Origin of the sequence: Lactiplantibacillus sp. ME-2 (assembly GCF_022549155.1) — a bacterium.
Taxonomy (GTDB): Bacteria; Bacillota; Bacilli; order Lactobacillales; family Lactobacillaceae; genus Lactiplantibacillus; species Lactiplantibacillus plantarum.
In genome coordinates this window covers 1-16,118 of sequence record NZ_JAKZEQ010000041.1, presented here as the reverse complement: position 1 = coordinate 16,118, position 16,118 = coordinate 1, and the positions used below count along the sequence as shown (strand labels likewise).

Below are 16,118 nucleotides of genomic sequence, written 5' to 3'. Positions count from 1 at the left end.
TGTCTATGGCAAAACGACGAATCACACACGACCCACACCAGTTTGTTAATACTGCTACTGACCGGCGACGCTTACAATTAGCTGTCCAACTAGCCTTGCCAACCTGTGCGCACGTCTTAGCACGCAATTTTGCACGTTCTAGTGCCAGTTCTTACTGGCTACTAATGCTAAAGACGCCAGGGACGGCAGCCCCGCGCTTTTTGACCTTGCGGATTGCGGATCATTTGCTATGGCTGACGAACCATGATCAATTAACCATTAGTTGGGAGGCTGGAAATTTTGACGCCGTTCAACGGACCTTGCGTCAAGAATTAACACCAGCCACTCTGCAACAATACAGTTATCAACTCACGACAACTGATATTATGACACTGCGCTTGATTCTGCATTTGGAACAACATCAGCTCATTTGGTTGGTCCAATTAGCACCTGAAATCGCTAAGGCCTACAAGAATCAGCATTTTGACCTTCGTGACGACTTTGGTCAGGCCAAATTGTTACTAGGCAACATGAATAACAGTAGTCTCCAACTGGTGCCAGTTAAGCAACCAGCTTTCCAAAATCATCTTGGACAATACTTCGGCCGCAATCTCCTATTCTCACAGTTCACCAGCCACCATCTATTGCGACTATTGCCCACCAATCAATGGATTCGACCCTTGCTAAAGGTGTTGCCACCCACACCAAATCTGGAACAGCAACTAGCAGTCCTGTACGGCACCGACTTTGTCCGCATTTATGTTGAAGCGATTCGACAACAAGCACGCTTGCAAGCGATTAGTTCATAAAAATAAGACCCCCGCTACGTTCAGCAGGAGCCTTATTTTAGTTACTGACTATTAGTCGCTTTTAAGTTTTCCTTAGGACCTAACAACTTATCCGAAAAACCAAATACATAAACTAACATCGTTGCAATCACTAGTGTCCCGTAATGGGATATCAAATAACCATAAAAGTTTGACCCGATGCCGACACCCGGGGTGATAAACGCGGGGAAACTGATCAACGACCCTGACAAAGCATAGTTATTAACGCGCAACAGGCCGGTCAGTAAGCCACCTAGACCACTCGCAATGCTAGCAACGACAAAGACCCGTTTGTATTTCAAATTGACCCCGTATAGCGCCGGCTCGGTAACACCACAAAAGGCTGAAATTGCAGCTGCCAGTGAGATCTCCTTTAGGTGCTTATCCTTAGACTTTAAGAAGACGGCCAACACTGCACCACCCTGAGCGACCATGGTAATCGAGAGGATTGCATTCAAATAACTGTGCCCATTCGTCGCAATATCATTGATCACAATGGGAATAATGCCCCAGTGGAGCCCGAAAATGACCATCGTCTGGTATAAACCACCAATAACCAATCCTGATAAGGCCGGGCTAAAATTATAGACGGCGACCAAACCGTTGGCCAAGCCCTTACTGATAATCGTAATTAAGGGACCGACCACCACTAATACCACTATCGCCAAAATCAGGACTTCGATAATCGGAATAAAGACGCTCCGTAAATACAGCGGAACAACTCGTTTTAACCCCCGCTCAACGTACACGCCTAGCCATGCAGCCACAATCATCGGGAACACGGATGCCGAATACGACATTAAATGCGTCGGAACACCTAAGAACGTGATTTGGGCCGTGGCTCCCTTACTAGCTGCCGTTATCAGACTTGGATAGATAAGAACAGCACCGACAATCGCCAGCACGATTGGATCTGAACCTAACTTTTTGGCAGCAGTAAAGCCTAGGACAACTGGTAAAAAGTAAAACGTTGCATCAGCTACCGCGTTCAATACCATATACGTCCCACTCGTGACCGCCAAGACTTTGAAGCCCGTTAACGCGGCCAAGATTCCTTTTAAAATCCCTGAACCTGCCAAAATGCCAATCACCGGAATCATTGCCGCGGTCATAACACCAATGACACCACTAATGCCATTACGCACGTGGCTTAGCCAATTAACGTCACTTGATGCCTCCTGAACCGGTGGTACTGGCACTCCGTCCGCAAATTCAGGCCCTAGTTGTGCGATCACTGCATCAAAAACATCGTTGACTGCCGGACCAATCACAACTTGATACTGACCACCGGCCTTTGCAACATCAATGACGCCGTCCAAGTTCGCAATAACCGCATCGTGCGCTAGTGCTTCATCCTTCAAATAAAATCGCAACCGTGTTATGCAATGAATCACGCTATTAATATTTTGTTGCCCGCCCACATTAGCTACAATTGCCGTGGCTAATGCCGAGTAACGCGTCGTTGACTGCGGTACCGTTGCCACTACCGGTGACGCGGTTGTTGTCACTGTTATCAAGTGAGCCGTTGCGACGACTGCACCGGCCACGACAGCTTGTGGCAGTTGGGGCTAGCGTCAAGTCAGTGAGTACCCGCTGAGCGTTCGTCACGACAATGATCACCGTGGTCGGTTTGTGGGCCTGCTCGATAGCAGCTAAATCCATGTCGACTAGTAGTGTGCCAGCCGTCACCTCATCACCGACCTTCACGTGAACTTCAAACGGTGCCCCATTGAGTGCCACCGTATCGACACCCAGATGTACCAACACTTCGAGGCCAGTCGTAGTCACCATGCCAATTGCATGTTTGGTTGTTGCGACTACTGTGATTCGACCACTAACTGGTGCCAAGATGTGACCAGCTGTCGGCTGAACACCAAATCCCGGCCCTACCCTTCCCGCCGCAAAAACAGGATCCGGAACCGTTGCCAATGACAATACTTGACCAGTAACTGGTGCTAAAATGGATACTTCATCGATTTTTCCCATAATCGTCATCCCCCATGTAAAACCCTTAACCTAACCTTCAAAAATCCTTAAGACGACCGTCTCACGTCCAATCATGATCCATTAAAATTCTATCATCACAATTAGACCAATCTCCATCACTTCGTTAGGGCGACTAAATATCAAAAACAAGCATTTTTCCGAATCGGAAAAATACTTGTTTATCCTAACGTTGATTAATTATTTGACGTCGCCATTAACTAGGCGGTTGCACCTAAGTGTCGCTTTTTAGGCGCTACTTTAACTGCATTTGCATCCTCATCCTTAAAACCAAACATCCAAGTTAAGGCGAAGGACACGACAATCGTGGCTGCGGATGCAATCAAGAAACCATAAAAACTAAAGTCCAAGCCCTTCGGATTAACGAAGGACGTGAAGCCAATCAGTGAACCCGTAAAGCCCCACATATTGACATTCATCAAGCCGGTCAAGAAGCCACCAACTGCCGCCCCAATACTGGCAGTCACAAAGGCCCGACCATATTTCAAGTTGATCCCGTACATGGCTGGTTCGGTAACACCACAGAAGGCTGAAACCGTTGCTGGCCAAGCAAGTTCTTGAATGTTAGCCAGCTTTGACTTTAAGGCGATTGCGAATACTGCGCCCCCCTGGGCAACCATCGTCGCTGAAACAATCGCGTTCAAGTAACTGTGACCCGTCGTTGCAATATCGTTGGCCACAATCGGAATAACCGCCCAGTGCAACCCGAAGATCACCAATACTTGATAGAAGCCACCAATGATTAAGCCAGAAATCGCAGGGCTCAAATTGTAGACCCACACAATAATATTTGCCAATCCCGTTGAAAGCACAGTAATAATTGGACCAAGGAATAATAGAATCGCACCGGAAACAATCACAACTTCAAATAATGGCACAAAAATCATTCGTAATACCGTTGGAATCACTCGTTTTAACCATGGTTCCAACTTACTTGCTAACCAGGCCCCCGCAATCATCGGGAAAATTGAATACGTATACGAGGCAACGTGTACGGGCAAGCCAAAGAAGTTCGCGTTGATCCCCATTCCTAAAAGCGTACTCGTCGCTTTACCACTTGCCATCGTTACAATAGCTGGATAAGTCAGCACCCCACCGATGATTCCCATGATCACCGGATCTGCCCCTAACTTTTTACCAGCCGTAAAACCGACGAAGATTGGCAGGAAGTAAAAGACCGAGTCGCCCATCGCATTAATAATCACGTACGTTGGTGCGGTCGGGCTAACTAACTTGAATGTTTTCAGTAACGCAAGAATTCCCTTTAAAATACCAGAGGCTGCTAATAATCCAATGACGGGAATCATTGAACCCGTGATAACACCAATTAAATTACTGATACCCCATTTAACTTTGCCCCACGGCGTCGTTGGCCGCTGAGCTGCTGCGGCAGTCTCAGCAACAGCTTTAGCCGTCTCCGAATCATTTGAAAATTCTGGCCCGATTTGCTTGATAACTGCATCATAGACATCCGTGACAGCAGGACCAATCACGACCTGATATTGGCCGCCTGCTTTGGCTACGTCGACGACCCCTTTTAAGTCCCGCACGACGTCATCATTTGCTTTACTTTCATCTTTTAAATAAAAACGTAAGCGGGTAATGCAGTGAATCAAACTACTAATATTCCCGGCACCACCAACATTAGCCACGATGTCTGCGGCTAACTGATCATATTTACCCGCTTTTGGTAATCGATTCTGCCGCTTAGCATTAAATGTGTTGGCGTTCAGACGGCCCGTAGCTGTCACGTCACCGGCAGCTTTTGCCCCCGTAACGACGTCCAACGATTCTAATTTATCACTAGTGTTAGTCACTGCTAAAATCACTGTGGTCTGACGATTAGCGGCTTGAATAGCAGCTAAATCCATGGTGGCAATTACGTCCCCCGCCTGAACATCATCGCCCGCGGCCACTTTGACCGTGAACGGGGCACCCTTTAAGTCGACCGTGTCGATTCCGAGATGCACTAATACTTCCAAATGATCATCAGGCGTTGTGAACCCAATCGCGTGTTTCGTCTCAGCCACCATCGTGACCTGACCACTGACTGGTGCAACAACTTCTCCACTTGAAGGTTGAACGCCAAAGCCCAGTCCCATCATACCGGCTGAAAAGACCGGGTCTTTAACCTTATTTAACGCAATAACGTCCCCATTGACCGGCGACAAAATTGTTACTGTTTGTGCCTTTGCCATACCCATTCCTCCATTCTTAACCTAACAACAGCGCAACCGCTTGATAGGGTTGCATCGTCAATTGTGCTGTGACATTAACATCTTGATAATTGGAAAGTAACACCTGTGCACCGACCATTTCTTCCGGAAGTGTCACCGTTGTTGACTGACCATAAAAATTATTAAGCACTAATAACTTTTGTTGGTGATATGTCCGCCAATAGCCGAAGACTTGCGGATCATCTAAGCGCCACGATTGATAACCACCATCCGCGACGATCGGCATCGTTTTTCTTAGCTTAATGAGCCGTTGATAATAGTCAAAAATCTCGCCACTAGCCAATTCATGGGCCACGTTAATCGTCGCCTGATTAGTCGGTGTCAACCACGGTTTACCAGTAGTGAAACCAGCCTTGGCACTATCATCCCATTGCATCGGCGTCCGCGAGTTATCGCGCGCCTTGGTCTTAACGATCGTAAACGCATCGTGATGACTGTACCCACTACGAATTAAAGCCCGATAAGCATTTAATGCCTCAATGTCCACGTAATCAGCCATATTGTCATAGTCCGGATCAGTCATGCCGAGTTCCTCACCCATATAGATAAACGGTGTTCCACGCAAGAGGTGAATGACCGTCGCCAGCATTTCAGCGGACTTGACACGATAACGACCGGCGTCACCAAAGCGATTCAGCGCTCGTGGCTGATCATGATTATTCCAAAACAAAGCCTGCCAGCCACCACCAGCTGCCATTCCACTGGCCCAACTATCTAATAATTGCTTCAATCGTGGGAAGTCGAAGGCCATTCGGGACCACTTCCGTCCATCAACATAATCCGTCTTCAAATGATGGAAATTAAAGACCATTGAGAGTTCGTGATTAGCCGGATTAGTATAACCAACACTGTTCGCAATGGTTGTTGAAGACATCTCCCCCACTGTGACGCTATCTACATCCTGGCCGAAGCTTGCCGCGTTCAATTCCTTTAAATAATCATGAACAACGGGGGTGTCAGTATACAACGTCTTGCTAGGGACCCCCTTAGGTGCGTCCACCAACTTCTCAGCTTTACCGGTAACGTTGATGACATCGAAACGAAAACCCTGCACGCCCTTTTGCCGCCAGAAATTGACAACGGCGGCACACGCTTGTCGTACGGCCGGATTATGCCAATCCAAATCGGCCTGAGTCGGATCATATAAATGTAAATAGTACAAACCAGTATCACCAAACGGCGCCCAGGCCGGACCACCAAATTTAGATTCCCAATTGGTCGGTAGACTACCATCAGCCTTGGGAGGACGGAGATAGTAAAACTTCTGATACTGCTCATCACCCGCCAAAGCCTTTTGAAACCACTCGTGTTCAGTTGAAGTATGATTAAGAACCATATCCAACATGACCCCGATACCATTTGCCTTCAGCTTTGCAACGAGTTCTTCAAAATCAGCCATCGTGCCAAACATGGGGTCAATATGGTAGTAATCTGCAATATCGTAACCGTTATCATTTTGTGGTGAGACAAAAAACGGATTAAACCAAATCATGTCAATATTCAACTTTTTGAGGTAGTCGATCTTTTCAATAACACCTCGTAAATCACCGACGCCATCGCCATTGCTGTCGTAAAACGACTTCGGATAAATCTGATAAATCACTTGTTCTGATAATTTCATGCGCTATCCCTCTCATGCCACATCTTATTTCTTAGTTCGCCGAGCAAAATCGCGGAAACTAAAGCGGTCCGCCCGGTGTCGTGATTCCGTATACTGGAACGCTCGCGCATCCGTGAGGCTCGTCACGCTTCGAACAACTGCCACATAGGCGCCCTTACTAATAGCGAGGCGTTCGCGGTCCTCATCAGTTGCCGGCGCCATCGTAATTTCCTTCGTCGCGTAACCGATCGTCAACCCAAGCTGATTTTCAAAATACGCGTACAGTGAGTCTTCCGCCGCTTGCTTGGGAACTTTCGGAACGATCGATTTCAAAATATAATCCTTATCAATAATAGCTGGTTCGCCATCGATCACTCGGACTCGTTTGATGGCCGTCACTGGCGCTTCCGTCAATTCGGTACCAAGTGACGTAAAGTCAGCAACCGGTAACGTTGCATCCGGTTGATAGTCATAAACAATATTTTGCGTCTTAATGTGTAACTTTTCGGCTAACTCTTTATAACTCACAATGCCAGAAACTGGAAATTCATACTGTCGATGCTCAATCACAATGGACCCTTTACCACGAATTTTTTGAATATAGCCATCCTCAGCCAATGTCGCTAATGCTTTGCGCCCAGTCTCACGTGAAATCCCATATAGCTCACAAAGTTGATGTTCACTCGGCAAATAACTCCCGATCGGGTAAACCTCCGCATCAATTTTCTGGAGCAAATCTTGATAAACTAAGGCCGCTTTATTCACGGCAACCACCCCTTTGTTATCGTTTTCATTTATGAATATATACTTGTTTAGACAAGTTGTCAATGCTGACGAATTTACAATTGAAGTGCAACAAGTAAGAAAAAAATAAAAAAGAACTCATAGCCTGAGTCCTATAAAATGAAGTCACCACAACAATCATCTAAAGGAGATCCTAGGCTATGAGTCCGTACAACCATCTTACCTTAAAAGACCGAGAATGCATACTGTTGGGCGTCACTTTAAACGATACCTATCAAGTTATTGCGGAGAAAATTGGGTGTTCCAAAGCCACCGTATCGCGCGAAATCAAGCGCAATGGTGGTCGTAAGGCATACTCGACCGTCAAAGCCCAAGAGAACTATCAGGGACGGCGGCTAAAAAGCCGACGTCCTAGGCTTCTAACTGATTTGAAGTTACGGGATTTTGTTCTTCACTGTATTGTTCAACGTCAGTGGTCCCCGGAACAAATTTCCGGTCGTTTAGTCCACGAAAACAGTGAATGGCATGTCAGTTATAACACCATTTATCGTGGGATTGAACGTGATAATTTAGGCATCAAACGTAAGAATCACGAGGCTCGTGGCTTTGCCCGTAAGCTCCGTCACCGTGGTAAAACCCGAAAGGTCAAGGGAACCATTAAGGAACGTCGGGGACGATTTAACGACGTCCCTTCCGTTCATGAACGACCTGTTTCATGTGAGAATCGAAGCTGGTTTGGTCATTGGGAAAGTGATACCGTTCGCGGTAAAACCGGGCGTTCGGCCCTGGTAACCTTGGTGGACCGCAAATCTCGGTATTTATTATCTCAGCGGGTTCCCAAAGTAAACGCCAAGAACGTCACACAAGCGATGATTGACCTCTTGCATACCGTGACGCCCAAACGAGTTCGGACGCTTACGCCGGATCGTGGAACTGAATTCGCAGGATACCGCGAAGTTAGTCAAGAGCTAAGTATCCCAGTCTATTTCCCAGATCCTCATGCGCCTCAGCAACGGGGAACCAATGAGAATACCAACGGACTTATCCGTGAGTATTTCCCCAAAGGAACCGACCTAGACCAACTGACTGATCAAGATATCGACAAGTTTGTCAGGGATTTAAATCACCGACCACGTAAGCTCTTAGGCTGGAAGAGTCCATTTGAAGTTTTCTTCGGGACAAAGTTGCGCTTGATTTGACAATTCGTCCTTGATATAAAATCATTAAAAACAAGGATATAGAGAAATCCTATCAAGTATAGACAGCGTTTTTATACATAACTAAACTTTAATTATAATGTAAATAATCCCACATTTTTAGTAACTCTTTTACCAGTCAAAAAATATTATTGCAATCAAAAAAACAAGATCAAAATCATCGCTATCCCATTTTTCGAGACACTCGATATTTTAATCTTATTTTCTTACTTTTATTCGTTTTATCGTTACTTTAAGACACAACTGTCAACTAATACAATAGTTGCTTATGAGCACAACATTACTACTTTTCAAACATTCTCAGGAATGTTTGATAGACAACTACTGCCGTATTTTTTCCATCATAAGGGACGAATTTATCTTTAAATGATTGATATTTATCACCATATGTTTGCCAATATTGCTCACCTTTACTAATCTCATTGAACAGCGTAGTAGCATCCTTAACGATCGGCCCTGGAATTTCTTTCGTGAAGTCAAAGTAAACACCCCGTAGCTCAAGATACTTCTCCAAATCATAACAGAAAAAGTAAATCGGCTTATTGGTGTTAAGATAATCAAACATTATTGACGAATAATCAGTTATCAAGGCATCACTTGCAACCATTAATTCTTGAACACTCGGATAATTCGAGACATTAATAATATTATGTCGCATCGTTTGTGGTATCTTCAACTTTGAAGCAACGACCACATGCTCCCTAATCAACAATACATAGTCGTTGCCCAGTTGCCGTTCAAATTCGTCAAAATCCAGCTGATTATCCAGTACGAAACGACCATGTGACTTTTCGTAATCCCGAAAAGTCGGCGCATACAGGATTACTTTTTTATTTGGATTAATCTGCAACCTTTTACGGACTCGTTGCCGTACTTGTTCAGCATCATTCGCATAAAAAAGATCATTTCGCGGATATCCCTTTTCAATGACAGGGCCATCATAGTGGAAAGCCGACCGAAATGCACGCGTTGCATATGGTGATGGAGACACCAATGCAGACCACTGATTTTTTGCATGAGTAACTCGCTTTAAATAACCTGGTTTACGCCCTTCGATTACTTGTAGATCATGTTGCATTTTTTTCAATGGCGTACCATGCCACGTCTGAAGATAAGCAGTTCCCTTACGTTTTGTCAAATATGTTGGAAAATTTTGATTATTGATCCAGTACCGACTAGTTGCTAAATAGCGATAATAATCAAATGATAACCGGCGCACAATTTTAGTACGCGGGTTGGCCTGTAACGGCTGATTATTCCTTGAAACCCAAATATATTCAAATTCAGGATGTGCCTTTACCATTTCCTCATAAATAACACGTGGAGAATCTTCATAGCGCTTGCCAACACTACTTTCAAACATAATTCGATTTTTCTTAACGTGACTAAAATGTGACCAAAACCAATATAATGTCTTCATTGTTGGAAAATACAACTTACGTGTTCGTCGAAACTTAGTCTGTAACTTTAAATAAAACTCATTATTGTGCACTTTCTCTGACATTGTCTTGTCTGGCAAGCTCGTGATTGCTTTAAAAATCCGATCACATGAATGAGTATCACGATAGGCAATAAACTTGTCGGCTTTTTGGACATCACGTTCTCTCATCGTAAAACCATGATCACCATACCGAAATAACTGTTCAAAGATACCATCCACAGAATCTACTATCGGCCCTGGCAACTCATTATCAAGATCAATATGCGAAGTGTACTTACCAATGAAACGAGTGCGGTCGAACTGATAGTAGAGTACTGGCCGATGTAGAAAGCTGAAGTCGAAGGCCACACTGGAATAGTCCGTAAGCATCATCGCACTTTCCTTTATCAAAACTTGAACATCGATCTCACCCTGGTGGACAATTTTTACTGGGGCATCCTTAAAATAGTCAACGTACGCCTGCATGTTCGGATGTAAACAAAAGACAACGTCCATATTATAGCGTTCACTAAACTCTTTAAGTCGTTGGTCAAACAGCAATTCTCGATAGCGGGCCAAGTATTCACTTTTCTCAAAAATTTCATCATTAGTTATCCAATCACGCCAAGTTGGAATGATCAGTAATTGACGCTTAAGCGGTAAATCTTGTTCAAACAAACTGTCGAATCTTGACAAACCAGTAACGGCCACTTCACTTGACTGATAGCCCAAATCAGCGATTGCAATTTGTTTTTCCTTTGGTGAGCTGGTGATAAAAAGGTCAGTGTAAAAACCATTAACAGCGGACTTACCATAAAATGGTGCAATGTTTTTTGTACCAAAAACACCATGTTGCAAAAAGATGCGCTTCGCATGGATTTGCTTCTCATAAGCTTTACTGCGAATAGGATATAGGAAATCAGGATGATGCGTTCCACAAATATACTTTGCCTGAATCACCTTTTCAAAGTGTTCAGCTGACCCAAAATCAATGATATTCCCAAGCGGTGCCACATTCTCACGTTCAACTGAATCTTTACGAATAACGTAATACGCCTCAATTTCTGGGTGTACTTCTCGTAAATATTTAAAGAACCGAAATCCATTATCCTGTGCCTTATATGAACGTTCCCCAACAATCCAAATATCTCGATCTGCTGCTTGTTTTGCAACCGCGTGCCAATTGTGCTGATGTTTACGAAAGTATTCATAAGCATCCTGTTGGTACGCATTAAAAATAAACGATAAGTTTAAACCCTTAATTGTAAAATATGGGACCAACGATAACCACTGCTGATTCCCAGGATCATCAAGTGCCATTTCACCTTTCATCGTGTAGTTAGTGATAAACCGTGGATTACCAACCCGGAATTGTAATGGTGTATCCGTACCCTTTAGGGTGCCACTAAAGAATAGATCTAGGCTTAATTCATTAGATTGATCAAGTTGCTTAATATAGCCACTTAAGTCAGCCATCGTCAATTCCAACTTAAAAGCATATCTATAAATTCGCGAGTATTTAGTCTTTACACTGTGATATTCAAATTGTTGGCTATAAGTCTTCTCACCACTACGCTCAACAATCAGTAAATGGCAATCTTTTAATGGAAAAAACAAGGTATCAAAAAAGCCTTCCAGTAAGAGTCGGTCTTCCTGAACCTTAATCTTACGGATCACCTTGTAATTCATATAGTGTCGCAAATTGATCTCCCGATCGAATAAAAAAGCCACTGTATTCTTTTTAGTAATGTACGGCTGTAAATAGTGTGCATTATCCTGACTATTGATACGTTCTATTCCATTTAATTGCCATTCTCGACGTATGGGTAACTTTACTGGCCTATCATACTCAATAGTCTCGCCATTGTCTTCATTAATACGTGTATATCGATGCATAATAACAAGCTTAGTTAAATCATTATCTTCTAAATGCAAGCCAGTCAGTGCTTGTAGTACCCACTTTAAATCAAGTGTGAATCGATAATGTTTTGCCATCTCATCCGTATTTATAACTTCTTTTTTAAAAAAGTATTCTTGCTCGTGATTCGTCAGTAACAACTCTAAATCATTAAAATTCTTATTCTGTGTTGCATCAATTATTAGCTGGGCTGCGTTGATTGTCACTGCTAATTTTTCCAAAAATTTTTCCTCCAAACATTGAAAAAGGGTAGATAACGACCAGTTTCAATAAATCTTGCTACTATTATCACCCAATAACTCATCAAATTGATTAGCTATAAAACAAAAAAGCCCAACACTTGTAAAATACTAGTCACGGCCTTTTTTATTACAACTAATATTCTCGATAAGTTTTACAACTCGTTCACTAGACGTACCACGTTCCCAGGTTGTAAATTTTTTTCGGAAGTCACCTAGCCTTTCTAAATACCCAGAAAATAGTCCTTTATTCAAAAATACTTTAATTTGTTCATAAAAAGAGGCCTCATCAGTTACTACCGGACCGGGTACCTTATTGTAGTCAAAGTAAAAGCCGCGGATTTCGTCTTGATAATGTGCTAAGTCATACGGATAAAATAGCATTGGTCGATTTAATATTGCATAGTCAAACATGACTGATGAATAATCTGTAATCAATAAATCACTAATTAGATATAAATCGTTAATGTCTTCATCTACGCATATTCGCACTTTCTTTTCAAACCCTTTGATATTAATTGATGCTGCGACTAAATAGTGAGGCCTAATAATCAACACATCATCTTCACCGAGTAAGTTCACAAAATTAGCCAAGCTAAATGGAAGCGTCATCTTATATGTTCCCTGCCGCACAAAAAAATCATCTCGCCAAGTTGGAGCATACAGAATAATTCTTCCTTTTTTGTTTCCGACAATTTTCTCTTTAATTTTCGCAATAACTTTGTAATCATTAGCTTGGTGCACCAAGCGATCATTACGTGGATAACCATAGTCTAGGAATTGATTGTTAAAAACAAACGCCCTGCTGAAAATTTTCTTAGAAAACTCGTTTGGTGCAATCAGATAATCCCAGCGTTTGCTTTCCGTCGCGAAATTATGTCGATAATCGTTCGTGTTCGTTCCCGGCATTGACACATTATGAATATCAATACCCAATCGTTTTAACGGCGTTCCATGCCAAGTCTGAACATACGTTGTTCGTCTATTTTTCTTAAGCCAATAAGGCATTCGTGCATTCAATATCCAGAACTCTGCAACTGGTGCGACCTTTAGCCACTTAATTGAGAAGCGCGGCACAATTATCATCTCAGGATACTTCTGCTTAGCACCTTCAACAAGGTCCCGCTTAACTCCCCATACCAATTTCCATTCCGGATGAACAGTTCTTAACGCTTGATAAACATATAATGGATTATCTGATGGAATTTTTCCATTAAACGCCTCGAATAATACAACGTGTTGTCGAACTGGAAAGACGGTTGCAACAAGGTTAAACAACCGACGATAAATTTGACTAATAATCCTCTTTAATACCATTTTACTAAATTTCCTATTATAGTGATTTATTTTTGATTGAAATTCAAATCTTTTTTAATCTTAGTGGTCGAAATTTCAGGGGTACGTGGTAAATAGATGACTTCAGCACTAGTTTCTTCACCCACAAAATCAAACTTTCCCGTCCAATCATCGCCCATCACGAACCGGTCGATTTGATACAGTTTGACATCGCTTACCTTTTGATCCCATGATTTTTCTGGAATAACTAAATCAACATAGCGAATTGCTTCCAACAGGGCCTTACGTTTTTCATATGAAAAATAGGCCTTTTTTTGTTTGCTACTCCAGTTAAATTCATCCGTTGACAATGCAACAATCAAATAGTCCCCGAGTGACTTTGCTCGTTTGAGTAGTTCGATATGCCCATAATGCAATAAATCAAAAGTTCCGTACGTAATAACGCGTTTCATAAGAAATAACCCTTTCTGAGATGCCCTCATCAAAATTAAATATTGTAGTTCAAAATATAAACATGCTTATTATATCATGAAAACACCAACCGCACCCATCATTATACAATTCTTAATGATGAGCCTCCAATGCCCAGAAGAAAATATCCTAACTCAGATACCGACGCAGCTTATCATATGGGTATGGTCGACATGTACTGGGCAACTAATTTTCAATATCCTAGCCCAACGTTTCCTGTTATTTTTTGTACAAATACTGTATGATTTAGTCTGAACAATTAGCAGTTAATTTTATATAGCATTTTAAAAGGGAGAGATATAATTGTGGTAAGGCAAGAACGAGTATCGGGAACAAAGACTAATACGCTCACTATCTTATGTATATTTATATTTTTTATTATACTAGGGTTCATAACTCCTTTAACAGGCGATGACTGGACCTGGGGGTCTAGTATTGGGTTACATCGGCTATCTACCGGATATGTTGGATACAACGGACGAGTTGTTAGCAATACTTTAGAAGTACTCATTTCGCGCTATGCACTCATAAGAGTGCCACTGTACGCCATCATTAATATGCTTCTAATTATTTTCACCGCAAAAATAATAGCTGGACCCACTAAAACACGTTCCTGGCATTATCTAGCTGCAACTGGTTTTTTCCTAACTATATCAACGACAGTATATGCACAATCATTTGGATGGTTCGCTGGCTTCATTAACTATGTATTTGGCACGTTTATAATTTTTAGCTACTATTACTGGATTACTAGGGTTAAACCAACAACTTCAATGAAGACAAAGTGGTTAATATTTATCGGTATGTTCATTTGGGGCTTAATATCAGCTCTGATCATCGAACATGTCACTATTTATCTACTATGTTTGTCTGCTGGGTCTCTCGTCTATTTGCGAAAACAAGGCTTCAAATCACATTTAAACTGGTCGTACTTCATAGGTTTAATCATTGGTTCCCTGACAATGTTTTTGAATCCATCATATATTCGAATTTTTACAGGTCACGACACTTTACGTCACACTGCACAGAATGGCCTAATTGACCAAGGCCTTACAATGTATACCAATCAAATGGCCAAATTTATTTTCCAACAAAACGGTTTGCTGTTATTAACTTTAAGCATTGGGATTATTGTTTTAATATATCGTAGCAACCATGGAAATACCCTTTTAAAGAGTATTGTAAGCTTCTATTTACTAAGTTATTCAGTTTTTGCGGCATTTATTCGCAACCTGTTTCCAATAGGAAACTTTGATATCAGAGCAATAAATCAGTATTTAGCTCTTGCAAGTGTTTTATACATTATTTCTCTAGTCATTGCCGTAACAAACTTTATTCGTGAGGACAATTTAAGTTTACGCCTATGGTTCTATATCATTTCCGCATTATTGCTATCTGCACCATTCATCGTAATCACACCGTACGGACCACGATGTGCGTTTAATACCATATCTTTCATGATTCTAGCAACCATAGATATTATAAACACTATTATTATTGATAGTTCGGATAAGATTGCCATCCCTAATGTTTTTAAATTGTTTGGCATTTTTGCCATGGTATTGATGACAGTAACCATGGGCATGAATGGATACGTAAATCACACTCGCAAAAATGCGATTCAGATACAACTTAATCAACGTGCGTCTAAAATCTTAGTTCGCAGACTTCCGTTCGAACAATTTGTTTGGGACAGTTCTCCTGCAAAGACTCGTTTTCAATATACAATGTATAAACGCCGAATGAAAATCAGCGCAGCGCAAAAACTGACTTTTGTACCGTATGCAAAATGGCATAATATCAAATAAGGGTTATCGTAATCATATATGAGAACTAGCATCGATCTATCTCTAGCTCACGCTAAGATATGCTAGTAACACAGCATTTCAATTATAAGATTATGTTTTTAATGCAATCAAAGAACTTTGCGAACCTCCCGAAACCATGCCAAGAATATATTTAGTATGCGGCCAGTGTAACACGTTTATAAGAGGCTGTGACATAAGTCTCTAGAAACAAAGCAGGTCTGGAAAAATCTTCGGATTTTTCCAGACCTGTTTTTGATATAATAGAAAACAAAAAAAGAGCATCGGTCGCACCCGATACTCTACGAAATTATCCTCGAAAGGACATTCCTAATATGCAAGATTATTATAACATGAATCA

General features: G+C 42.1%; 9 protein-coding genes and 1 pseudogene. 3 read left to right on the top strand and 7 right to left on the bottom strand.

The window, feature by feature from the left end; translation table 11 throughout:
• Nucleotides 1–5 precede the first annotated feature (5 nt).
• A complete protein-coding gene (locus MMY95_RS12970) occupies nt 6–788 on the top strand; it encodes a hypothetical protein (RefSeq protein WP_003641846.1) in 783 nt (260 codons plus the stop codon).
• Between the two features lie 41 nt (nt 789–829).
• Here the strand turns inward: MMY95_RS12970 and MMY95_RS12965 are convergent.
• From MMY95_RS12965 to treR, 4 genes and pseudogenes are all read right to left on the bottom strand, one after another.
• A pseudogene (locus MMY95_RS12965) lies at nt 830–2,801 on the bottom strand (glucose PTS transporter subunit IIA).
• 209 nt (nt 2,802–3,010) lie between these two features.
• On the bottom strand, nt 3,011–5,008 hold the full coding sequence (locus MMY95_RS12955; protein ID WP_104795501.1) for a PTS glucose transporter subunit IIABC: 1,998 nt from the start codon (nt 5,006–5,008) through the stop codon (nt 3,011–3,013).
• A 16-nt stretch (nt 5,009–5,024) separates the two neighbouring features.
• Nucleotides 5,025–6,668 (bottom strand): alpha,alpha-phosphotrehalase, encoded by a 1,644-nt coding sequence (gene treC, locus MMY95_RS12950; protein WP_087509416.1) that lies wholly within the window; start codon nt 6,666–6,668, stop codon nt 5,025–5,027.
• Between the two features lie 24 nt (nt 6,669–6,692).
• Nucleotides 6,693–7,412, bottom strand: a complete 720-nt coding sequence (gene treR / locus MMY95_RS12945; RefSeq protein ID WP_087509413.1) for a trehalose operon repressor — start codon at nt 7,410–7,412, stop codon at nt 6,693–6,695.
• A gap of 179 nt (nt 7,413–7,591) precedes the next feature.
• On the opposite strand from treR, the gene MMY95_RS12940 reads away from it, so the two are divergent.
• On the top strand, nt 7,592–8,590 hold the full coding sequence (locus tag MMY95_RS12940; protein WP_202861232.1) for an IS30 family transposase: 999 nt from the start codon (nt 7,592–7,594) through the stop codon (nt 8,588–8,590).
• A 301-nt stretch (nt 8,591–8,891) separates the two neighbouring features.
• Here the strand turns inward: MMY95_RS12940 and MMY95_RS12935 are convergent, their stop codons facing one another.
• The 3 genes from MMY95_RS12935 to tagD all read right to left on the bottom strand — a co-directional run bounded on the left by MMY95_RS12935 (nt 8,892) and on the right by tagD (nt 13,933).
• Nucleotides 8,892–12,167, bottom strand: a complete 3,276-nt coding sequence (locus MMY95_RS12935; RefSeq protein ID WP_104795498.1) for a CDP-glycerol glycerophosphotransferase family protein — start codon at nt 12,165–12,167, stop codon at nt 8,892–8,894.
• A gap of 129 nt (nt 12,168–12,296) precedes the next feature.
• Nucleotides 12,297–13,502, bottom strand: coding sequence for a CDP-glycerol glycerophosphotransferase family protein (locus MMY95_RS12930; RefSeq protein WP_087509641.1), 1,206 nt, complete (start codon nt 13,500–13,502; stop codon nt 12,297–12,299).
• A 26-nt stretch (nt 13,503–13,528) separates the two neighbouring features.
• Nucleotides 13,529–13,933 carry a glycerol-3-phosphate cytidylyltransferase gene (tagD, locus tag MMY95_RS12925; protein ID WP_087509638.1) on the bottom strand — a complete coding sequence of 135 codons (405 nt, stop codon included), beginning with the start codon at nt 13,931–13,933 and terminating at the stop codon, nt 13,529–13,531.
• A gap of 324 nt (nt 13,934–14,257) precedes the next feature.
• Here tagD and MMY95_RS12920 point away from each other — a divergent pair, with 324 nt between their 5' ends.
• Entirely contained in the window at nt 14,258–15,760 is a 1,503-nt protein-coding gene (locus tag MMY95_RS12920) for a DUF6056 family protein (protein WP_087509635.1), read from the top strand.
• The last annotated feature ends 358 nt before the right edge of the window (nt 15,761–16,118 follow it).

Coding starts and splice junctions, on each gene's coding strand:
- MMY95_RS12970 (WP_003641846.1), top strand. CDS start 6: ATGGCAAAACGACGAATCACACACGACCCACACCAGTTTGTTAATACT.
- MMY95_RS12955 (WP_104795501.1), bottom strand. CDS start 5,008: ATGGCAAAGGCACAAACAGTAACAATTTTGTCGCCGGTCAATGGGGAC.
- treC (WP_087509416.1), bottom strand. CDS start 6,668: ATGAAATTATCAGAACAAGTGATTTATCAGATTTATCCGAAGTCGTTT.
- MMY95_RS12940 (WP_202861232.1), top strand. CDS start 7,592: ATGAGTCCGTACAACCATCTTACCTTAAAAGACCGAGAATGCATACTG.
- MMY95_RS12930 (WP_087509641.1), bottom strand. CDS start 13,502: ATGGTATTAAAGAGGATTATTAGTCAAATTTATCGTCGGTTGTTTAAC.
- tagD (WP_087509638.1), bottom strand. CDS start 13,933: ATGAAACGCGTTATTACGTACGGAACTTTTGATTTATTGCATTATGGG.